Here is a 20,863-nt window from a genome sequence, read left to right as displayed (position 1 = left end):
TTTTTATTACAAGATAAGCACTGGTCAGGGGATTCTTAATATACAGTAGTTAACCATCAAAATAAGCGGAGTAAATCCCCTTATTGAGGAATTAATATGAAATAGGGAGTAAATAGGAGGAAAAAATCCCTCTAATTGCTCTCAAAGCATGAAAATCGCTCCTTTAACCTTGCCTTAACGGAAAAAACTCTCCTTATATCCCCCAAACCTAGACGATTCTGCAGGATAACGGAAAAAATTCCCCATATTAAAAAAGTCAGAGGCTACTCACAACAAAGTAGATTGAAAAATATATCTGCTTCATTGATCTGCCCCTCATAATTACACCCTTCTTCTGCTAGTTAGAATGGTGTACGGGTTTCATGCTGACAAAACGTACGACCCATGTTAAAAGGGGTTTGAAACTCAGGACATTTCAACAAAAAGAAGCAGTCTCATTCAGTTGCGAATAAGACTGCTAATCTATGTTCATTAAGTTTTTGTATTCGAAATCCGGACTCGTCAGGCCGCGCGTCTGATTCTTGTTCTCTAATTATACAGTCTGCTTTTCAGCTTCAATCACTGCCAAACGCTCAGCCACTTCTTCCTCAGTCAAGCCGTGTTCGATGATATAACGGTTTTCTTCGCTTCTGCGGCACTCGTCGGAGCAGCTTCTCATATATTTATGCTCGTTTTCTTCTGAGCAAAGGATTTTCTTGTTGCATGGCGGGTGGGCGCAATTTACGTAGCGTTCGCAAGGCTCACCGTCGAAATAGTCCTTACCGACAACGACATGCTCTTTGCGGTTGACCGGTACGGCGATACGCTCATCAAACACGTAAAGCTGGCCATCCCACAGGTCACCCTGCACTTCAGGGTCTTGTCCATAAGTGACAATTCCTCCGTGCAGCTGTGCTACATCCTCGAAGCCCTCTTTCAATAACCAGCCTGAGAATTTCTCACAGCGGATACCGCCTGTGCAGTAGGTGATGATCTTTTTATCGCCCAATAATTCTTTATTTTCACGGACCCATTCAGGAAGGTCGCGGAAATTGCGGATATCAGGTCTGATCGCGCCGCGGAAGTGACCAAGATCATATTCATAGTCATTGCGGGCGTCAAGAACGATTGTATCTTCGCGCTGGATCTGCTCGTAGAAATCCTTCGGGTCAAGGTATTTACCCGTGATTTCATGTGGATCCACGTCATCTTCAAGACGAAGTGTCACAAGCTCCGGACGATGCTTCACCTTCAATTTCTTGAACGCATGTTCATCCGCTTCGTCGATTTTAAATACTGTGTCATGGAATAATGGATGATTTTTCATCGCTTCCATATATGCATCCGTCTGCTCAATCGTACCAGAGCATGTTCCGTTGATTCCTTCAGAAGAAATCAGGATGCGTCCCATAAGCCCAAGCTCCTGGCATAATTCCTTATGCTCGGCTGTCACTTCCTCGGGATTCTCGATTGTTACATAGTTGTAGTACAGAAGTACTCTGTAAGGTTTTTGACTCATATTTCATTCCACCTGTCGATTAATATTTGCAAGATATAATCTTAGGATCTTTTTCCTTATTACTCTTACGACATTCTATTATAACAAATATTCCTTTATATGCACCAGTTTTACTGAAAAAAGGAATAGGAACGGGAGGAAAAGAAGGTGGAAAATGGAAAGGACGAATGGACTGAATCGTGTGTACAGGACATACATCCTGGAACCAGGAATACATTTAAATTGAAATTGATTCATGAATTTGAAATAATTAGAAATAGGAAAACCGAGGGGGTTCACGTTACATATGTTAAAAAAATTGTTCTTGCTTAGTCTGGTTGCTGCGGCGGGAATGTTGATTGCAGGCTGTCAGGAGAAAGCCCAGCCTGACGATCGATTGAAAGAGTACGTCGATCTTTGGAATGACAAGAAATTTGACAAGATGTACGATGCCTATCTTTCAACTTCTGCAAAGGAAACCTATAAAAAGGAAGATGTCGTAAAACGGACAAATGATATATATGAAGATTTGGCCGTGAAGGATCTGAAGGTCAAGTTTAAAAAGCCGAAAGACGAAAAAGAGTGGGACAAGGAAAAAGAAGCAGAATTCCCTGTCACAATCTCTATGAATACACTCGCGGGCGAGGTTTCCTATGATGAAACCGTCACCCTGAAAAAACAGAAAAAAGACGATGAAGAGAACTGGTTTGTCGATTGGGACCCGTCATTCATCCTCCCTGACATGGAAGAAGGGGATAAAGTCGGTGTTGAAAGCATCCCGGCCAAGCGCGGCGAAATTTATGACCGGAATGAAAATCCGCTGGCTATCAACGGTGAGGCTTTCCAGATCGGTATCGTGCCAGGTGAATTTAACGAAAGCGAACTGAAAAAACTGTCATCCCTCCTGGAGATGTCGCCTGAAGCGATCCAGAAAGAATTAGGTCAAAGCTGGGTAAAGCCTGAATATTTTGTGCCGATCAAGAAGCTGCCGATATCCGAACGGCCGCTTGCACTGGATATCATCGACCTGCCGGGACTCTATTCGAAACGAGTGGAAGCACGCCAGTATCCTTATGGTGAAGCAACTGCCCATATTACAGGATATCTTGGCAAAATCAATGCGGAGAAACTGGAAAAGTTAAAGGATAAAGGGTACACGGCTCAATCCTTGCTCGGTATAAGCGGGGCGGAGGAAGTGTACGAAGAAAAGCTCCGCGGTCAAAGCGGCCAGCGTATCTACCTCACCAAAGTGAACGGCGAAGAAACCCCGGTGGCTGAACAGGAAGTGAAGGACGGGGAAAATATCTCGTTGACACTGGATGCCGAAATGCAGAAAAAACTGTATGACCAGATGAAGGACGAAGTCGGAACGGCAGCGGCTGTCGATCCAAAAACAGGAGAGGCATTGGCCCTTGTGAGCGTCCCTTCCTATGATCCCAATGAATTTGCACTCGGAATGGCCGGTGACAAGTATGACAAGATTTATAACGACCCGGACAAACCGCTCCGTAATCGTTTCTATCAGACGTATTCACCGGGATCTGCCATGAAGGCGATCACCGCATCCGTCGGTTTGAAGTCCGGCAAGCTCGATCCCAATAAAACGTTTGATATCAAAGGGAAGAGATGGCAAAAAGACGAATCATGGGGCGGTTATCAGGTCGTCCGCGTATTTGATAATGACAGCGTGGTCGACTTGGAAAGCGGGTTGAAGTACTCCGACAACATCTACTTCGCACGCGTCGGACTTGAGATGGGTGCAGAAGCATTTATCAAAGGGCTGAAAGACTTCGGATTCGGGGAAGAAATCCCGATGTCCTATCCAATTGAAAAATCACAAATTTCGAATGACGGGAAAATCTCCAAGGAAATCCAGCTCGCCGACTCGGCCTTCGGACAGGGGGAAGTCCTGATGAGCGTCGTCCACCTTGCAAGTGCCTATGGCGGCATCATAAACGACGGGACCATGATGAAACCGGTCCTCCTGAAGGATGAGGAGCAGGGCGTCTGGAAGAAGGACCTGCTGACTCCCCAACAGTCACAACTGATGCGCACGAATCTTAGGAAGGTTGTTTCTGAAGGAATCGCCGGTAAAGCTCAAGTGTCCGGTAAGGAAATCGCGGGTAAAACCGGTACAGCCGAGATTAAAGCTGAACAGGGTACGAAAGGGAAAGAAAACGGATGGTTCGTATCCTATGATCAGAAGAATCCCGAATTTATTCTTGCGATGATGCTCGAAGGCGTGGAAGACCGCGGCGGAAGCACGCATACGGTTCAGGTGGCGCAGAAGTTTTATTCGAATTACTGATAGAATGGAGTTAATTTGCATTTGATAGTAGTTGCGATTTAATTTGGCCTGCCGGGTGGTTCTCGGCAGGTTTTTTTGTGTTTGGGTAGGGTGGACTGATTCTATATTTTTCCAAGTGACGAAATAATGGGCGAAATCGAAAGATTATTGGGCTGGTTTCGAAGATTAATGATGGAAATAAAAGATTAATGTGTCGAATTCGAAGATTCCAGAGCAAAATTAAAAGATTCCGCTCCCGCGACCATGTTAATGTACTTGTACGGGGCGGTTAAGCTCCTGATAAGCGATGAAATTAGCATTTAACCAGTAAACAAGCATTCAATCATCTAGCGGTTTCATCAAACCGATCAATTTGGCCTGCCGGGTGGTTCTCGCAGGTTTTTAGATGTTGAGGAGTGGTGGGTTTATTCCATATTTTTCTAAGTGACGGAATAATTGGCGAGTTCGAAAGATTATTGGGCGGGTTTCGAAGATTAAAAGTGGAAATTAAAAGATTAACGTGTCGAATTCGAAGATTCCAGAGCAAAATTAAAAGATTCCGCTCCCGCAGCCCCATGGACCGGCCCTCCCCCCAGTAATCTAGACACCCTAATCAACTATAAATCCAGTATGCAGCGGTAAACCTCCTCCCTCGAGAGGGAAAATCCGCATAACTGCCGGTAAAATCCCTCAACCTCACCAAAAATTGCTCCGAATTATGCTATGATAGGGGAAATCTATGAACCGACACACATCAGGAGTGATTTAGTTGAATCTATTTTTGACAGGAGCTACAGGTTTTCTTGGGGGCAGGCTCATCAAGAACTTATTAAAAGATAAACAAAATGAAGTCTTCATTTTAGTCAGGAATGTGGCGAAAGCGGAGACTCTGCGCGATACATTTCCGGCTGCAGAACAGCGCAGGATCCATATCTATCAAGGAGATATCACCCAGCCGATGGCAGGGCTGTCACCCGAAGACATCGAATGGTTGACCAATAAAGTTGATGCAGTCTACCATCTGGCGGCACTCGTGAAATTCGATCTCGATTTACGCGACGAATTATTTGCAGCCAACTATGACGGCACGAAACATATTCTCGAGTTGGCGTCGCAACTTAACGCCAGTACGTTTTATTATGTAAGCACGGCCTACACAGTCGGGACGCTCCCGCATGGAGTCGAAGAGCTTTACCCTGCAGACGGAACATTCAACAATCCTTACGAAGAAAGTAAAGTGAAATCCGAACATCTTGTCTTCAGCTACCGCCATAAAATGGACGTTTCCATTTTCAGGCCGGCCATCATCGTCGGCGATTCAAAAACAGGGGAAGCTGACTCACAGTTTACACTGTACGGATTCATGCGTGCCCTGGCTGTTTTTAAAAGAAAGACGGCCAGGAAAAATAGCGAAAGCCGGACATACAGATTGCTGGCTGCCAAGGACGGGACTTCCAATCTGGTTCCGGTCGACTATGTCGCTGATATCCTGAGCCTGGCACCACAGAAAGCTGAAAAAAATAAAATCTATCACATCACAAATCCGAATCCGCCAACAAACGCCGAACTCTTGCAGATGCTGAAAGAAGCCCTCGAATTTCACAGCTTGTCTGTTGTGGAAAGTTCGGATGAGCAGCTGGATGAGGAAGAGATTCGCCTCAATAGTCTGATCGATGTGTTCAAAGTTTATCTTGCGGGGAACCTTTCATTTGATGACCGGAATACGCAGGAGTTGATCCTGGGAACTGATGTTAGACACCTCAACATGACGGAAGAAATGATTGAGATGATTATCCGGGCCGGGTACGGTTTAGATAGAAGAGCTGTAATTTAAATAAGACAAAATAACATCCCGCCATAATATCAAATGGCGGGATTTATAGTGGAGAAATCAATTTAACGGTTTGGAAAAATACAGCCGCTTTCCCATCTGGTAAATTCCTTCCTTTTATTTGTCTTTCACACCGATTTCCAATAAGATAAAACATGTACCATTACCGCAATTTTCTTGGCTTCAAAAATAAACAAACTGACGAAAACGGCTGTGAAATATGGTACTATAAGAAAATGTAAAGAGTGAAATTCTATCATTAAAATACATAGAGTAAGGAGAATGATCATGAGTAAAACACTTATTTTCGGTCACAAGAATCCTGATACGGATACGATCACGTCAGCGCTTGTGTATGCTGACTTGAAATCAAAAATCGGTATGGACGTTGAGCCGGTTCGTCTTGGTGAAGTGAACGGTGAAACTCAATATGCACTTGACTATTTCAAGGTAGAGGCGCCGCGTCTTGTTGAGACGGTTGCAAACGAAGCGGATACGGTCATCCTTGTCGACCACAACGAGCGTCAGCAAAGTGCGAGTGACATCGAAGACGTGCGGGTGCTTGAAGTCATCGACCACCACCGCATCGCGAACTTCGAAACAGCGGATCCGTTGTATTACCGCGCAGAGCCGGTCGGATGTACGGCAACGATCTTGAACAAAATCTACAAAGAAAAAGGCGTTGAAGTAACAAAGCAAATGGCCGGATTGATGCTGTCTGCGATCATCTCTGATTCACTGCTGTTCAAATCACCGACTTGCACGGATGAAGATGTAGAAGCTGCGAAGGAACTTGCGGAAATCGCAGGCGTGGACGCTCAGGAATACGGCCTTGAAATGCTGAAAGCAGGAGCGGACATGAGCTCGAAGTCAATCGCAGAGCTTGTTACCCTTGATGCAAAAGAATTCTCCATGGGTACGGCGAAAGTGGAAGTTGCACAAGTAAACGTTGTGGATACGAACGATGTACTTGGACGCCAGGCAGAGCTTGAAGCGGCGATGGAAACTCTGATCAAGGAAAAAGGATTGGACCTATTCCTATTGGTCGTGACGGATATCCTTGAAAACGACTCGACTGCTTTGGCACTTGGAAGCAAACAGGCAGAAGTAGAGAAGGCGTTCAACGTGAAGCTTGAAAACAACACAGCTGTGTTGAAAGGCGTTGTTTCTCGTAAGAAGCAAATCGTGCCTGTATTGACGGATGCGATTAAGTAATATTTTTTGGAGGAAGCGGTCTTTTCAGGCTGCTTCTTTTTTTTCGGATCATAATAGTTAAATTGGGGGTTCCTGGCACAAAACAGCCTTATTGTGCCAGGAACAAAAGGACTGATTTGTGCCAGGCGCAGAAACCCGAATTGGTGCCAGGCACAAACTTACTCATCTGTGCCAGGCACCACACTAATAAATATTAATATTTCCTTTTCTGCCTGCTTTACTGTTGGAAGGTTCTTTTATTCAGTGAAAAGAGATTACCGTTTGACACTTTCTTCAAATGCCTCGGCAATTACAATCAATACTCCAGGTACGCCCCAAACTCCTTCATAAGCTCTTCGCTGCATGATTATCCCTTGTATCATCTTCAATAATGGCACTCAGCCGAAAGTAAGAAGGGTTTCCCTGCCAATCCATTGCCTCATCTTCCATACGTTCCTCACTTATTTTATGGAAGTCTAATCTATTATAAATATAATGGTAAATTTTTCATGTAATGATACTATTAATACTATGAGTTTACTTTAATTTAATAAGGAGTAGAGACATGGGAATCATATTATTTATTACTTTATTAATCGGAGCTGTACTACTTACCAGTCCTGCAGTGAAAGGGAGTATTGGAGAAGGAGAAGTAAGACACTATTTGAGAAAGCTGGATACAGAAAAATATAAGATATTTCATGATACACTATTGCCTTCAAGGAATGGGGGTACCACCCAGATTGATCATATCGTAGTGTCGCGGGCCGGAATCTTCGTAATCGAAACAAAGAATTACAAAGGTTGGATATTCGGAAATGAGCGAAGCAGACAATGGACACAGACCATTTATCGGAGAAAACAGAAGTTTAACAACCCTCTTCATCAAAATTATGGGCATATTAAGGCAATCGAACATATCCTTGGTGAACAAAAAAACATCCCGTATTATAATGTTGTAGTATTTGGGTCAAGGGCCGTGATAAAAGGAGTAGAGGTGAATTCTCCAAATACATATGTCGTTTCTATCAAACAGCTTCTGTTATTAATTGAGAATCATAAAGAGATGATCATCAGTGATTTTCATATGAAAGGAATCGGACTAAGGCTGCAGAGTAAAGAGCTTACTTACAAAGGGGCAAGCAAAGAACATAAAGGGAGGGTAAGAAAAGAGCAAGAGCAAAAGAAGGAGCAAGTGAATAAAGGGATATGCCCGAAATGCGGGGGTCAGATCGTTGACCGCACATCAAAAAAGAATGGTAGCACATTCAAAGGATGCAGCAATTTTCCGAAGTGCAGGTTTAATGTTTGAGCAATAAAAAAGGACACTTCCCATAAAGAGAAGTGCCGTCAACAGGTATTGTAATTTGTCGTTGAGTCTATTAAAACACAGGATAGAAATACGTGTAACTTCATTCTCGTGCGATATTCCGGAAAAATACCTGTGTAATTGAAATGTTTTGGGGCGATATCTGTTAAAATATAAAGATATTAATATTCTGGTAATGGAGGGATGGACTTGGACTATTCAGCCATTGGAAAAAAAATCAGGGAGCTCAGGAAAGAGGTTGGACTCACGCAAGGAGAGTTATCAGAGGATATATGTACTCAGGCGTTGATCAGCCGGATTGAAAAAGGGGATATCTATCCAAGTGCTGCAACTCTCTATCAAATATCCAAGAAACTGGGCGTGGACGTCAATTATTTCTTTGAGATTGGTTCGACTCCGAGATTGGACTATATCAAAGAAGTCGAACGCCAGTTAAGGAACCTGAGAATAAAATTGAAATACAGCGAAATGATGGATGTGGTAAAAGTGGAGGAAAACAATCCCCTCTTTTACAAGGATCCCGCCAATCTTCAGATGCTCTTATGGCATAAAAGTATTTATATATTTGAAGTTGAGAAAAATCATACGAAAGCGATTGAACTGTTGAAAGAGGCGTATAAGCTCACGGCATCTCCCAAGAAAGTTGGAAGTGAAAGAGAAATTGAAATTCTGATGACGTTAGGTTCCTTTGAGTTTAATTTAGGCAGCCTGGAAAAATCGATGACCATCTATGGACAAGTCCAGGAAGAACTAAAAGCGCTTGAACTTCTAAACGACAAATCGATCAAAACCCGGCTGCTATATAATATTGCGAGGGTACTCACCAGATCGGAAAAGTATGCAGAATCGACTAACTATTGTCAAGAAGGCATCCGGTGGTGCGTAGAAGAAGAACACTTTTGGGGACTCGGGGAGCTGTACTATCATATTGGACACAATTTTGACCAGGAAGGCAAATATGATGAAGCACTGCCATATATAGAGAAGGCCATGATCATATTTGAAATGAGAAATAATCACGGCTACCATTCATTTATTTTGAACAAGAAAGAGCAAATCCAGACAAAGATAAAAGAAAGAGACAATCAATAAAAAGAGCACTCCCCATAAAGGGAAGTGCCGTCAACAGGTATTGTAATTTGTCGTTGAATTTATTAAAACATAAATCTGTATTCCTTGTATTTTATCTCTGGGGTATTGAGAAGGGCTTACAGCTTGTTTTTCTGAATAACGGGCTATTTTTCTTATTAAATATAAAAATATTAATATTTCTTCAAATAGTACCTGAATGGGAAGTGGAGCAGCAAATTATAAAGGAAATGAATCAATTTCATCAGCAAAAAACTGGGCCTCGAATCCGTCATCATGACTGAAAATGGCAGGGACGGCGAAACTCCCCTTGGAATCGTTACAGCCTGGGATTTAAACGAAATTGACTGTACAACAGACTAACCTTCTTGATTATTTTCAGGGAGGTTTTTTATTTAATCTCTGAATACCACATACGTGTAGGCAGTCCAACATAAAAATGGTTGTATAAGGTCAAGACAGGGGTGAAGGGATGCGGAGAAGGAAAAATCCGATTCCTCTTTTACTTATGGGCGTCGTCGGCATGATTCTCCTCTTCCTTTTCGTGAGTGTGCTTGGAAGCAGGGAGGGGGACTCGCCTGAACAGGTCATTGAGGAATTTTACGATTATGAGCAGAAAGGCGACTTCGGGAATTCATGGGAGCTTTTTCATTCTGAAATGAAGAAGAAGTTCGGGAAAGCATCTTATATTCAAACGAAGAATCATGTGTTCCTAGGACATATGGGAGTGGATTCCTTTGAAGTGGAAGTGGGGGACATAGAAGAAATAAAGGATTTTGAGTTCAGCAAGGATGGACCGGCGTTCAAGGATGTGAGGTCCGCCAAGGTGGATCTGCTGTATGACAGCCAGTTTGGCGAGATGACGATCAGCCAGATTTGTTATGTGGCACGCGAGAAAGAAGAATGGAAGATTTTGTGGGACTATGATTTTTAATCTTTTGAGTTTTAAAGTTTCATTCCTGGGTAAACAAAAACCAACTAACCATTTTTAAAAGGAGGGCTAGGCTGTGTCCCTTTTATACGTGAAGGCCCGCGAAATGATGGAATTCGATGCAAAAGTCCAGCAGGTTCAGAACACGAACATCCGCCTCTTCCGTAAACCGAAGCCAGCACCTGTTCAAAAAAATAAATAAAGCCAGCGGAACCTTCAGGCAGTCTAATTTAATTAGGCTGTTTTTTTATATGCAGGCTCTTTTTACATATTTTGTTGCTTTGAACACTAGAAAATACCGGAACCTGGGTATTTTCGGCTTGTCCGTTCTTTTGTTATTTGAAGTGGAGTTCGAAAAGGAAGTTAAATTCAGGCCGCAAACCGCTGTACGAAAAGCAGCAATTTTTTAGAAAACAGCCTATATGTAAAAAGGAGCCGCACACTGGCAGCTCCCCCTGAATTTATTCTAAATCCTCACCGATGATGCGTACTTCACGCTCCAGCTCCACATCGAACTTCTCTTTCACCGTCTTCTGCACGTGCTCTATCAGTGAGATATAATCCTTCGCCGTCGCATTGTCCTTGTTGACGATGAACCCGGCATGCTTTGTGGAAACCTCGGCACCGCCGAAGTTCGTCCCCTGCAGGCTGCTGTCCTGGATCAGTTTACCTGCAAAGTATCCAGGCGGTCGTTTGAATACACTTCCGCAGGATGGATATTCAAGCGGCTGCTTCGATTCCCTTTTATACGTAAGGTCATCCATGACGGCTTTGATATCCTCGTATTCCCCCGGCTTTAAGCTGAAGGTCGCCTCCAGCACAATATCGCCATTTTCGGAAATATTGCTGTGGCGGTAATCCAGCTCCAGGTCCGCAGCCGTGCGTTTGACAAGCTCACCGTGACGGTCGACAACATAGCAGTAGTCGAGTACATCCTTGATTTCCCCGCCGTAAGCGCCGGCATTCATGAATAACGCCCCTCCGACAGTACCAGGGATCCCGCATGCAAATTCAAGTCCGGTCAGGCGTTCAGCCAATGCACGTCTTGAAACATCAATGATGGCTGCCCCGCTTTGTGCCACAATCTGCTGGTCGTTTGACTTGATATCATCGAAATTTTTCAGGTGAAGCACGATTCCGCGGATCCCGCCGTCTTTGACGATGAGATTGGAGCCGTTCCCGAGAAGTGTGAACGGTACGTCCACCTTGTTGGCAAGCTTCACGATGTTCTGCACTTCCTCATACGTTGTCGGAGTGAGGAAGAAATCCGCCTTCCCGCCGAGCTTTGTATAAAGATGGTCCCTCAGCATTTCATCCCGCTTGATATTCTCTTCATGCATCACATTCAATAATTCTTTATAAACAGTTTCTTTATTGTACATTCATGATCAGTCCCATAAAATATTTTTCTCTGGTTATAAATTCTACCCTCCCATTATATGATGAAAACCCATTAAAGTTAAATGGTTTCGGCTGGCAGTTTGCAAAACCACGAAAATGGTAGTGTTTCTGCACCTATGAAAAAGAACCCCCTTAAAAGGGGGTTCCCCGGGATTACTTGATAAAATTGAACGTCTTGGCCATGGAAGAAATGAAGTTAGTCAGGAAATTTCCTTTTGACTCCTTTTTTTCCTGTCCCGGATTGGTGGCATCGCTTTGCTTGAACTTGATGGAGTACTTGGCAAAACCGCTGTCTTCAGTTCCAAGATACTTAAACGTTCTGGAATCATGGATATATTTCTGTGCATCAGGTGAGCTTTGGAATACGACATTCACATCATCTTTGATAGCAGCGAAATTCCAGTTGCCGTCCGCCTCAGGGTTTATGGTCCCTTTTTCCATGATGTAATCGATGATGACATTGCGGTTCTCGTCGGGTGACTGGATGATGATATTCGAGCCATCGATGCCAGGGAAGTGCCCGCCGCCGCTTGCACGGTAGTTATTCGTCGCAACGATGAATTTTTGATCGGGATCGATCGCTTTTCCGTTAAATTTCAGATTCTTGATTCTGTGAGAATCTTCATTGATCAATTTTCCGTCCGTATTGTAACGGAGTGGTTTAGTGACATCGATTTCATATGTCACCCCGTCGATGACATCAAAGTTATAAGATCTGAAATCCCCATTAACCAGCGGCTGCTCTTCGGTCGTTGCAGTGTCGATCTGATTGAACTGACCGGCTGACATCTCGAGCCATTCTTTCACCTGAGCGCCATCTATCAGCACAGCTTGAAGCGTATTGGGATAAAGATATAAGTCTGCAACGTTCTTGATGGCAAGTTCGCCTGCAGGGATATCGGTGTAATAGGAAGCGTCCCCGCGTGTGCCCGCTTTGAACGGTGCACCTGCGGAAAGGACAGGGAGCCCTTCATATTCAGTTCCCTGGATGTATTTCTCTACATACCATTTCTGTGCATTCGTCACAATTTGGATGGACGGATCGTCTTTTACCTGAGCAAAATAACTGTTGATCGGCGCTTCGGTTTCACCGACCGCACTTCTGACCCAGTCGATGGTATGGTTATGATCTTCTTCGATCGCGCCGAATACTTCTTCGTCACGCTCGACCAATGGATTGCCGTCTTTATCTGCAATTCCGCGGGTGGATGATTGTGAATCGGCCACAGACCATTCCCCATCCTTAAGCTGAAGTTCTAAATCAACCAGGCCAAGATGGCTTCCCCAGTACCCCGGCATGACGGATGCAGTGCCATTGATCGTGCCTTTCACAGTATCGACACCTTCAATCCCTGCATATGATTCAGATGGGAAAACCCCGTGTGAATGGCCGAAAAGGATAGCATCGATGCCGTCCACTTTTGACAGGGAATATGTAGCGTTCTCTTCCATGCCTTCATCTGTGACGCTGCCGATACCGGAGTGAGGGATGGCGACGATGATATCCGCGCCTTCTTCCTTCATCTGAGGGATGAATTTATTTGCCGTCTCTACGATATCTTTTGTGATCACTTTTCCTTCGAGGTTTGCCTTGTCCCACTGCATGATCTGCGGAGGAGTGAATCCGATGACGCCAACCTTCAAAGTGTGTTTTTCACCGTCTTCATCGACCACTTCCTTATCAAGGATTGTATAAGGATTAAAATAGTTTTCGTCGTTGGCCGGATCACTGTCGCCGTCATCTTTGTATACATTCGCATTGACATAAGGGAAGTTGGAACCTTTCAATGACTTTCCGAGAAAGTCCAGACCGTAGTTGAACTCATGATTTCCGATGTTTGCTGCATCATAATCGAGCAGGTTCATCGCTTTGTATACAGGGTGAGTTTCCCCGTCCTGCAGAGGATCCACTTTTGCAATATAATCACCAAGCGGATTCCCCTGGAGCAGATCGCCATTGTCGAACAGAAGGCTGTTGGCCGCTTCTTCACGTGCGTTTTTAATGAGGGTGGCTGTTTTTACAAGCCCATAGCTGTTTGTTTCTTTATCCTGATAATAATCATAATTGGCAAGGTTAACGTGGATATCAGTCGTTTCCAGGATGCGAAGCTTCACAACATCCAGATCCATTACATCTGCGTACGTAATGGAAGGAGCGGCTGCAGGGATAATAAGTCCTAAGGCTAGAGCGGCAGAGGCTGCTTTTTTCATGTTCTTCTTCATCATGATCTCCCCTAAAATATGTATTAAGTTGCAAACACTTACATAGTAGCATTTAGGTGTAAAAATAGAATGGTTGAAAAGTAGTGTTTTTGTAATTGTTTGTAAATTTACAGTGTAAATAGGGGCTACCTTTACGGGTGAAAATAAGATAGGATTGAAACTATATAGTATAACATCTATTTAGCTATTAAATTGCATTTTAAGCGCTTTTGATTTCCGTCAATACTTCGCTTTCCGCGGGCGGTTGGTGAGCCTCCTCCGTTAAGTGGAACTGTCCAGCTGCAGGGGTTAGAGGCACATGTCATAAGCCAAACCGACCAAGAAGGCAAAGTGTTCGTGGACGATCCGTCTTATGCCACACGCCTCTCTTCAAAGCCCTTCCGCATTCGGTTAGGAGTCTTCGTCTTGAACTCCAATCAATCGCTGATCTGAGATGATCATAAGATACTTATCACCAAATTTACATACTATCTTTATTAGAGAGAAGGGAATTTGAATGGCACGCCTTTACACCGCCCTAATTGGACTCAGCCTTATCTGGGGCATGTCCTTCGTTTTCATAAAATGGCTGATCGAACCTGCCGGCGTCTGGGGGACGGTCTTCCTCCGCTGCATCGCTGGGGCGCTTGTCCTTCTTCCGGTCTTTTTCGTTCAAAGACGAAAAAAGGAGAAGAAGCCGCTTCCGATATGGAAACTGATCGTGGTCGGTATCGGGAATGCGGCCCTGCCGTGGACACTGATCGCTCTGAGCGAAACGCAGATCAACAGCAATACCGCATCGATTCTGAACGCAACGACCCCGATCTGGACCGGGCTCCTCGGATTCCTGCTGTTTTCAGCGGTGCTGACAAGCTTTCAATGGATCGGCATCCTCGTCGGCTTCTTCGGCATACTGGTATTGATGAACTTTGAAGTGAGCGGGATCTTCAGTTCTGATTTCGTCGGAGTGGGGACGATGATCCTTGCAACCGTGAGCTACGCGTTTTCTTCTCATTTCACAAAAAAATACCTGGCAGGAACGGGTGTCGTGACCATCTCGACTTTTCAGCTGCTGATCGGGGCCGCGATTGGCTTCATTGGAATGCTGGTGACCCAGCCGATAGATGTCGGCGGCCTGTTAACCGGGGAAGCATTACTCGGTATCGTCGGTCTTGGCTGCTTCGGTTCAGGAATTGCAACATTATTGTATTTTTATATCATGACCAACGGAAGTCCGGAGTTTGCCTCGACGGTTACATATCTGATCCCGGGAACGGCGATGATCTGGGGGTTTTTGCTTCTGGGAGAACCGGTTACGAATAACCTGATCCTCGGTCTGTTAATCATTTTTGCAGGGGTATTTTTATCATCAAGGAAGTCCAAAAAGACGCTTTCTTCGCTTACAGTGGGGACGCGGTGAGATTTAAACAAACGTTTGATTAAAGTCTGAAACCTCAGTATTGATGGGGGCTGCGGGACTTAAACAAACGTTTGTTTTATTTTCAGGGAGGTTGTTTTTTCGGGGAAAGAGGTGCAATCGAAACAACTTTCATATAAAATGGGTAAGATACATAGGTTAGAGTAGACGAGCTGTCGGCAGGGGCTCCTCTGGGCATGCTGCCGATCGACATAAAAGACTAAAGAATAAGAGGGGTAAAAACTATGAAAACGGCAATTGTAACGGATAGTACAGCCTACATCCCGAAAGAATTGCGCGAGTCACTAAACATACACATGATCCCGTTGAGCGTCATCCTCGGCGGCGAAACATACCGCGAGGAAATCGACATCACGGCCGGTGAATTCTACGAAGAAGTCACATACCAGGACAAGCTCCCGACCACCTCCCAGCCGCCTGTCGGCGAATTCGTCGAGTTGTTTGAAAAACTGTCCCGTGACTACGATGCGGTCATTTCCGTACATCTGTCCAGCGGCATCAGCGGAACCTATCAGGGAGCGGTGCAGGCTGCCGGAATGGTAGATGGGATTACGGTCTTTCCTTATGATTCAGAAATCAGCTGCATGGTCCAGGGATTTTATGCTCTCGAAGGTGCCAAGCTTGCGCGTGAAGGCAAGGGCGCAGAAGAGATCGTTCGGTTGTTGGATGAAATGAAGGAGACGGTCCAGGCATACTTCATGGTCGATGACCTGGCTCATCTGCAGCGCGGAGGCCGTTTGTCACAGGCACAGGCAATCATCGGAAGCTTACTTCAGGTAAAACCATTGCTGCATTTTGTAGACAAAGTAATTGTTCCTTTCGAGAAAATCCGTACCCGTAAGAAAGCGTTGAAACGGGTGGAAGGATTGCTGGAGGATGCGGTGAAGGACGGAGGATCTTATCAGGCCTCGATCATCCATGCGAATCGTGAAGAAGAAGCGATTGAGTGGATGAAGGAGTTAGCTGAGAAGTATCCCAATGTGGAGTTTAATGTGAGTTATTTTGGTCCGGTGATCGGTACCCATCTGGGTGAAGGCTCGATGGGGATGGGCTGGGCTAAGAGGTTGGCGGAATAGATTGTTTGGGGTCGGGTGCTGGTTGCGGTGCCTGGCTTTTTTGTTGGGGATGACTTGTTAGAGTGGTGGTGCCTGGCTCAGAATGCGAGGATTGAGCCAGGCTCAAAGTTAGGGGGCTGAGCCAGGTTCAAACTGGGTGAATTGAGCCAGGCTCAAAGGTGACACTCTGAGCCAGGCTCAAACCGGTAGAATCGAGCCTGGCTCAAAAACAACAATTTGAGCCAGGCACCACAACAAATGCACCAAACATACCGCTCTCCCTTTGCTCCCTTCCACGACAATACTAAAAAAAGTGAATGAAAAGCAGGAAAAACACTATTTATGTCGAATACAAGAAAAGTACAAAAAGTAGAAAGGATGATGACATGGCAAGGAAACTTAGAATCTGGTATCCCGGTGCAACCTACCACATCACTGCACGAGGGAATAGGAAAGGAAACTTGTTCAGAGACGCGAAGGATTACCACAAATACTTATCACTGCTTCTAATAGCTAAGAAAAGAACCCCTTTTATTCTACACTCATACTGCCTCATGCCAAACCATATCCACCTCGTTATTTAAACAGTCAATCACTCTCCAGCAGAAATCATCCATTACATTCACTCACTGTATGCCCGCTATTTCAACTTTAAGTACAATTACACAGGACATGTTTTTCAAGATCGCTATTTTTCCAAGCTCATAAAGAACTGGAAGCATCTGATGGACACAAGCAGCTATGTTCATCTTAACCCGGTTAAAGCAAAGTGTTCAAAATTGCCCCAGGATTATCAATGGAGCAGTTACAAGAGCTTTATTACAATGAAAGACGATAAAGTCACGGATAAAGAGAAAATGTACGAATCTCTCGGTGATAACCCTCAACAAAAAATTCAATTTTATGTTGAATCCAAATTGCGTATTAAAGATTGGGAGATGCCCTGATAAGGGAACTTGATCTTTATTATAATCGCTGAGCCTGGCTCAATTTCAATGAATCGAGCCAGGCTCAAAATAGTTAAAATGAGCCTGGCTCAAAACCACTGATTTGAGCCAGGCACCACAACTGAAACCAGTTAACCAAAGGAGGAACCCAAATGAGATTCATACAAGAATCCACGCACCTAACCCCCGAACAACTACTCCCCACCCAATCAAAACCTCTCCAAAAAATATCCAACATACAAATCCCGACCCCAACCCAACCTAACCCAGCATTCAACTATTCTACTGAACTCCAACACTACCTCTCCGGCCGCTCCCTCCTCCCGGACGAACTCCCATTCCTAATAGAACTACTGCACCAACATCACCTTAACGGATACATTATCTATGGAAAAGGAGTGGAAAACAATCACTGCCATCGATGCGGCAACACGAAAAAGCACCTATTCGCCAGCTTCGAATGCTACCGCTGCAAAGAACCATGCACCTACTGCAGAAACTGCATCATGATGGGAAGGGTATCGGAGTGCACCCCGCTCATCACCTGGACCGGACCGGCGCCACCAGCCGCCAATCCACCGAGCTTCGATTGGACCGGCACCCTCTCCCAAGCCCAGCAGGAAGCATCAAATAGAGTAGTAGACACTGTCAAAACAAAGGATAATCTACTAGTCTGGGCAGTCTGCGGAGCAGGAAAAACAGAGGTCCTCTTTCAAGGTATTCAAGAGGCACTTAACCAAAACAAGAGGGTCTGCATCACCGCCCCCAGGACCGATGTCATTCTCGAACTTTCGCCCCGCCTCCAAAAAGTGTTCCCGCAAACATCCATCCCATCCCTGTACGGAGGCTCTGAGGACCGCCACGAATACGGGCAGCTCGTCCTGTCAACGACCCATCAGCTGTTCCGATACGAAAAAGCTTTTGACTTCATCGTCATAGACGAAGTGGATGCTTTTCCCTACAGCTACGACACGTCGTTGCAATATGCCGTTGAAAAAGCGCGTAAACCAGAGTCGGCCATCGTTTATTTAACTGCGACGCCAGACTCACAAACTCAAAAGGGGTGCGCATCGAAAAAACAAAATCATATCCGCATTCCGGCCCGTTACCACCGCCATCCCATCCCTATGCCAAGGCTTGCCTGGTGCGGCAATTGGAAGAAGGCATTTGATAAAAATAAAATACCTTCTAAACTGAAAAAATGGACCCTTCAAAAACTACAGCAAAACAAACAGGCACTCATCTTTTTCCCGTCAGTAAAAATAGTGGAAAAGGCACTCCCTCTTTTTCAAAAGATGAATCCCGCCATAGAATCCGTTCATGCAGAAGACCCCCACCGCAAAGAAAAGGTCCAAAAGGTGAGAAGCGGGGAAACCCCGATCCTACTCACCACCACCATTCTGGAAAGAGGTGTTACCATTCCAAATATCGGTGTCGCCGTGTTGGGAGCTGAAGAATCCATTTTTACCGAAAGTGCTCTCGTTCAAATTGCTGGCAGGGCGGGGAGAAGTGCCGCTCACCCAACAGGGGATATTGTCTATTTTCATTACGGCAGGACAAAAGAAATGATCAATGCCATCTTCCACATATACAATATGAACAAGGAAGCAGGGAAGAGGGGATTGATCGATGGATAATTTCTGTTTATATTGCGAGATCCCCGTCAAAGAACCCGTTACGTGGAGAGGTTTATTTTACAGCGAGCCTCAATTTCTTTGTGCTGAATGTCAAAAGGGATTGCAGCGGATAGAGGGACAAAGATGTTCTCACTGTTCGCGGTCGCTTGAGCAGCTTCCGGAAGAGTTGAAAAAAGGTGAAGTGTGCCGGGACTGCTTCCGTTGGGAGGAAGATCCCGACTGGCAAGGCATCCTCCAGCAAAACACATCATTCTTTGAATATAATGACTTCCTCAAGGACTATTTAGCACGTTATAAATACAGAGGCGATTACAGACTGGCAAAAGCATTCGGACCTCAACTTGCCAATCACCTCAAGCCGCTCCAATACGACCACATCATTCCCATCCCGCTCAGTGAAGAACGGCACTACGAACGAGGCTTCAACCAATCGGCCGCGCTTTTAGAAGAAGCACAAGTTACTCCTTCCGAGCTGCTCTCGAGATCCCATTCTGAAAAACAATCCAAAAAATCCCGCAGAGACAGGTTGCAGCAAAAACAAATATTCTCACTAACGTCAGCCAACCTCACCGGCCAATCCATCCTCCTCTTCGACGATATTTACACAACCGGCACCACACTCAGACAAGCAGCCAAACTGCTCAAAGAAGCCGGGGCCGAAACAGTCACATCCCTGACTCTAGCAAGGGGCTAACAGATTTCATTTTCCTTCCGATATAAGAAATAAGAAGAAGACCGGGAGGAAACCAGTATGTCAGAAATCACGAATTGCCCGCGCTGCAATGCGCTTTTTATGAAAAATAAATTCCGCGACGTATGCGAGAACTGTTATAAACAAGAAGAGAAGATGTATGAGAAGGTATACCAATTTTTAAAGAAAAGAGAGAACCGGGCGGCGACAATGGCGACAGTCATCAACCAAACTGGAGTTGATGAGGAAATTCTATACAAATGGGTGAAGAAGGGACGGATTCAGACGAAGTTGTTCCCTAACCTGGGTTATCCATGTGATAAGTGCGGAAAAATCATTACGAGCGGCAAGCTGTGTCAGGGTTGCGCAGATTCTTTGAAAAAGGACTTACAGCAGTATGAAGCGAATAATGAATGGAAAGAAAAGATGAAGGAGCAGGGTACGTATTATACAAGCCGTGACAAGTGAACCAGAAAGAAAAATAGGAAGAACTCACCAGTCGGGAATCCTAAACAAATCGGAGAGATAACCGATATACTTATATAGAGACACTCTGAACGTGAGGAAAGCGAGGGAAACAATATGAAAATAAATAATATTGGGAACCAGAATATCAATCCGTATCAGCGAAATATGAATAAGCTGAATGCAGCGGAGAAAGCAGGCAAGGCACCTTCCGACAAGATCGAAATTTCGTCTGCAGCGAAAGAGATGCAGGAGGTTTCGAAGCTTGGCAAGGAACGTCAGGAAAAGGTAGAGGCACTGAAGGATCAGGTACAGAGCGGGAATTACACAATCGATCCGAAAGCCATTGCCAAAGGGCTCAAAAATTTTTACCAAAGCTAGGAGAGAGCGGACATGTCAGCATCCACATTAGTCGCGACACTTGAAAAACTGTATAAGCTGAACAAAAGTCTGCTTGATCTCTCTGTCAGGAAAACTGATGCGATTAAGAGTGGTGATATGAAAGGGCTGGACGACCTCTTAAAAGATGAGCAGAAGCATATCGCTGCCATCAATACGGTCGAGAACGAGCGGCAGCGGCAATCCGAAGGATATCTGACTTCACTCGGTCTGCTCACAGAAGCGCCGCCGACCCTTTCTCAATGCATCGAGTACAGTGAGCCTGAAGACCGGGCCGTACTCCTTGATTGGCAGCGTGAAATGACAGAGTTGATCTCCCAGCTTAGAGAACGGAATGAACTGAATCAGAAACTTGTCTATCAATCTCTGCAATTTGTGAACATGAATCTATCAATCATGCAGCCGCAGGATCAGCAGACAACTTACGCACGGCCAAACGGAGAGAAAAAATCACCGCGGCAGCGATCACTCTTTGATTCACAGGCTTAA

Annotated in this window: 17 protein-coding genes; 14 read left to right on the top strand and 3 right to left on the bottom strand. The window is 45.0% G+C overall.

Going from position 1 to position 20,863, the window contains the following annotated elements; genetic code table 11:
- Nucleotides 1–532: 532 nt before the first annotated feature.
- A complete protein-coding gene (gene trhO, locus BHE18_RS17365; RefSeq protein ID WP_071619777.1) occupies nucleotides 533–1,498 on the bottom strand; it encodes an oxygen-dependent tRNA uridine(34) hydroxylase TrhO in 966 nt (321 codons plus the stop codon).
- 286 nt (nucleotides 1,499–1,784) lie between these two features.
- Between trhO and BHE18_RS17360 the strand changes: the two genes are divergently transcribed.
- From BHE18_RS17360 to BHE18_RS23795, 7 genes are all read left to right on the top strand, one after another.
- The gene (locus BHE18_RS17360) at nucleotides 1,785–3,785 is read left to right on the top strand and encodes a penicillin-binding transpeptidase domain-containing protein (RefSeq protein WP_071619776.1); all 2,001 of its coding nucleotides are present in this window, start codon (nucleotides 1,785–1,787) and stop codon (nucleotides 3,783–3,785) included.
- Between the two features lie 748 nt (nucleotides 3,786–4,533).
- Nucleotides 4,534–5,598 carry an SDR family oxidoreductase gene (locus BHE18_RS17350; RefSeq protein WP_071619774.1) on the top strand — a complete coding sequence of 355 codons (1,065 nt, stop codon included), beginning with the start codon at nucleotides 4,534–4,536 and terminating at the stop codon, nucleotides 5,596–5,598.
- A 285-nt stretch (nucleotides 5,599–5,883) separates the two neighbouring features.
- Nucleotides 5,884–6,810 carry a manganese-dependent inorganic pyrophosphatase gene (locus tag BHE18_RS17345; RefSeq protein ID WP_071619773.1) on the top strand — a complete coding sequence of 309 codons (927 nt, stop codon included), beginning with the start codon at nucleotides 5,884–5,886 and terminating at the stop codon, nucleotides 6,808–6,810.
- Nucleotides 6,811–7,354: 544 nt separating this feature from the next.
- Entirely contained in the window at nucleotides 7,355–8,101 is a 747-nt protein-coding gene (locus BHE18_RS17340; protein ID WP_083573876.1) for an NERD domain-containing protein, read from the top strand.
- A gap of 207 nt (nucleotides 8,102–8,308) precedes the next feature.
- On the top strand, nucleotides 8,309–9,211 hold the full coding sequence (locus BHE18_RS17335; RefSeq protein WP_071619772.1) for a helix-turn-helix domain-containing protein: 903 nt from the start codon (nucleotides 8,309–8,311) through the stop codon (nucleotides 9,209–9,211).
- A 469-nt stretch (nucleotides 9,212–9,680) separates the two neighbouring features.
- Nucleotides 9,681–10,142: a hypothetical protein gene (locus BHE18_RS17325; protein WP_071619770.1), complete on the top strand. Its 462-nt coding sequence runs from the start codon at nucleotides 9,681–9,683 to the stop codon at nucleotides 10,140–10,142.
- 73 nt (nucleotides 10,143–10,215) lie between these two features.
- Nucleotides 10,216–10,341, top strand: coding sequence for a hypothetical protein (locus BHE18_RS23795; protein WP_268876373.1), 126 nt, complete (start codon nucleotides 10,216–10,218; stop codon nucleotides 10,339–10,341).
- Nucleotides 10,342–10,600: 259 nt separating this feature from the next.
- On the opposite strand, the gene murB is transcribed toward BHE18_RS23795, so the two are convergent.
- Together murB and BHE18_RS17315 are read right to left on the bottom strand one after the other, a co-directional pair.
- Nucleotides 10,601–11,521: a UDP-N-acetylmuramate dehydrogenase gene (gene murB / locus BHE18_RS17320; RefSeq protein ID WP_071619769.1), complete on the bottom strand. Its 921-nt coding sequence runs from the start codon at nucleotides 11,519–11,521 to the stop codon at nucleotides 10,601–10,603.
- A gap of 172 nt (nucleotides 11,522–11,693) precedes the next feature.
- Nucleotides 11,694–13,766 (bottom strand): bifunctional 2',3'-cyclic-nucleotide 2'-phosphodiesterase/3'-nucleotidase, encoded by a 2,073-nt coding sequence (locus BHE18_RS17315; protein ID WP_083573858.1) that lies wholly within the window; start codon nucleotides 13,764–13,766, stop codon nucleotides 11,694–11,696.
- A gap of 493 nt (nucleotides 13,767–14,259) precedes the next feature.
- Between BHE18_RS17315 and BHE18_RS17310 the strand changes: the two genes are divergently transcribed.
- From BHE18_RS17310 to BHE18_RS17275, 7 genes are all read left to right on the top strand, one after another.
- The gene (locus BHE18_RS17310) at nucleotides 14,260–15,162 is read left to right on the top strand and encodes a DMT family transporter (RefSeq protein WP_071619767.1); all 903 of its coding nucleotides are present in this window, start codon (nucleotides 14,260–14,262) and stop codon (nucleotides 15,160–15,162) included.
- Between the two features lie 242 nt (nucleotides 15,163–15,404).
- Complete coding sequence (locus BHE18_RS17305; protein ID WP_071619766.1) at nucleotides 15,405–16,256, top strand: DegV family protein; 852 nt, start codon at nucleotides 15,405–15,407, stop codon at nucleotides 16,254–16,256.
- Between the two features lie 1,078 nt (nucleotides 16,257–17,334).
- Nucleotides 17,335–18,819: a DEAD/DEAH box helicase gene (locus BHE18_RS17295; protein ID WP_071619765.1), complete on the top strand. Its 1,485-nt coding sequence runs from the start codon at nucleotides 17,335–17,337 to the stop codon at nucleotides 18,817–18,819.
- Nucleotides 18,812–19,513 (top strand): ComF family protein, encoded by a 702-nt coding sequence (locus tag BHE18_RS17290; protein WP_071619764.1) that lies wholly within the window; start codon nucleotides 18,812–18,814, stop codon nucleotides 19,511–19,513. Before BHE18_RS17295 ends, BHE18_RS17290 begins: the two co-directional genes overlap by 8 nt.
- 57 nt (nucleotides 19,514–19,570) lie before the next feature.
- Nucleotides 19,571–19,978, top strand: a complete 408-nt coding sequence (locus tag BHE18_RS17285; RefSeq protein ID WP_071619763.1) for a TIGR03826 family flagellar region protein — start codon at nucleotides 19,571–19,573, stop codon at nucleotides 19,976–19,978.
- Between the two features lie 114 nt (nucleotides 19,979–20,092).
- The gene (flgM, locus tag BHE18_RS17280; protein WP_071619762.1) at nucleotides 20,093–20,356 is read left to right on the top strand and encodes a flagellar biosynthesis anti-sigma factor FlgM; all 264 of its coding nucleotides are present in this window, start codon (nucleotides 20,093–20,095) and stop codon (nucleotides 20,354–20,356) included.
- 12 nt (nucleotides 20,357–20,368) lie between these two features.
- Nucleotides 20,369–20,863: a flagellar protein FlgN gene (locus BHE18_RS17275; protein ID WP_071619761.1), complete on the top strand. Its 495-nt coding sequence runs from the start codon at nucleotides 20,369–20,371 to the stop codon at nucleotides 20,861–20,863.

The sequence above is a fragment of the Rossellomorea aquimaris genome, from assembly GCF_001877785.1.
GTDB lineage: Bacteria > Bacillota > Bacilli > Bacillales > Bacillaceae_B > Rossellomorea > Rossellomorea aquimaris_A.
The sequence above is the reverse complement of the archived record's forward strand: the minus strand, read 5'-3'. Positions and strand labels throughout refer to the sequence as shown.

Bases quoted from the DNA above. Each gene is read 5' to 3' on its own strand.
- BHE18_RS17285 (WP_071619763.1), top strand. From the start codon at position 19,571: ATGTCAGAAATCACGAATTGCCCGCGCTGCAATGCGCTTTTTATGAAA.
- BHE18_RS17360 (WP_071619776.1), top strand. From the start codon at position 1,785: ATGTTAAAAAAATTGTTCTTGCTTAGTCTGGTTGCTGCGGCGGGAATG.
- BHE18_RS17315 (WP_083573858.1), bottom strand. From the start codon at position 13,766: ATGATGAAGAAGAACATGAAAAAAGCAGCCTCTGCCGCTCTAGCCTTA.
- BHE18_RS17290 (WP_071619764.1), top strand. From the start codon at position 18,812: ATGGATAATTTCTGTTTATATTGCGAGATCCCCGTCAAAGAACCCGTT.
- BHE18_RS17325 (WP_071619770.1), top strand. From the start codon at position 9,681: ATGCGGAGAAGGAAAAATCCGATTCCTCTTTTACTTATGGGCGTCGTC.
- BHE18_RS17295 (WP_071619765.1), top strand. From the start codon at position 17,335: ATGAGATTCATACAAGAATCCACGCACCTAACCCCCGAACAACTACTC.
- murB (WP_071619769.1), bottom strand. From the start codon at position 11,521: ATGTACAATAAAGAAACTGTTTATAAAGAATTATTGAATGTGATGCAT.
- BHE18_RS17345 (WP_071619773.1), top strand. From the start codon at position 5,884: ATGAGTAAAACACTTATTTTCGGTCACAAGAATCCTGATACGGATACG.
- flgM (WP_071619762.1), top strand. From the start codon at position 20,093: ATGAAAATAAATAATATTGGGAACCAGAATATCAATCCGTATCAGCGA.
- BHE18_RS17310 (WP_071619767.1), top strand. From the start codon at position 14,260: ATGGCACGCCTTTACACCGCCCTAATTGGACTCAGCCTTATCTGGGGC.
- BHE18_RS17275 (WP_071619761.1), top strand. From the start codon at position 20,369: ATGTCAGCATCCACATTAGTCGCGACACTTGAAAAACTGTATAAGCTG.
- trhO (WP_071619777.1), bottom strand. From the start codon at position 1,498: ATGAGTCAAAAACCTTACAGAGTACTTCTGTACTACAACTATGTAACA.
- BHE18_RS17340 (WP_083573876.1), top strand. From the start codon at position 7,355: ATGGGAATCATATTATTTATTACTTTATTAATCGGAGCTGTACTACTT.
- BHE18_RS17305 (WP_071619766.1), top strand. From the start codon at position 15,405: ATGAAAACGGCAATTGTAACGGATAGTACAGCCTACATCCCGAAAGAA.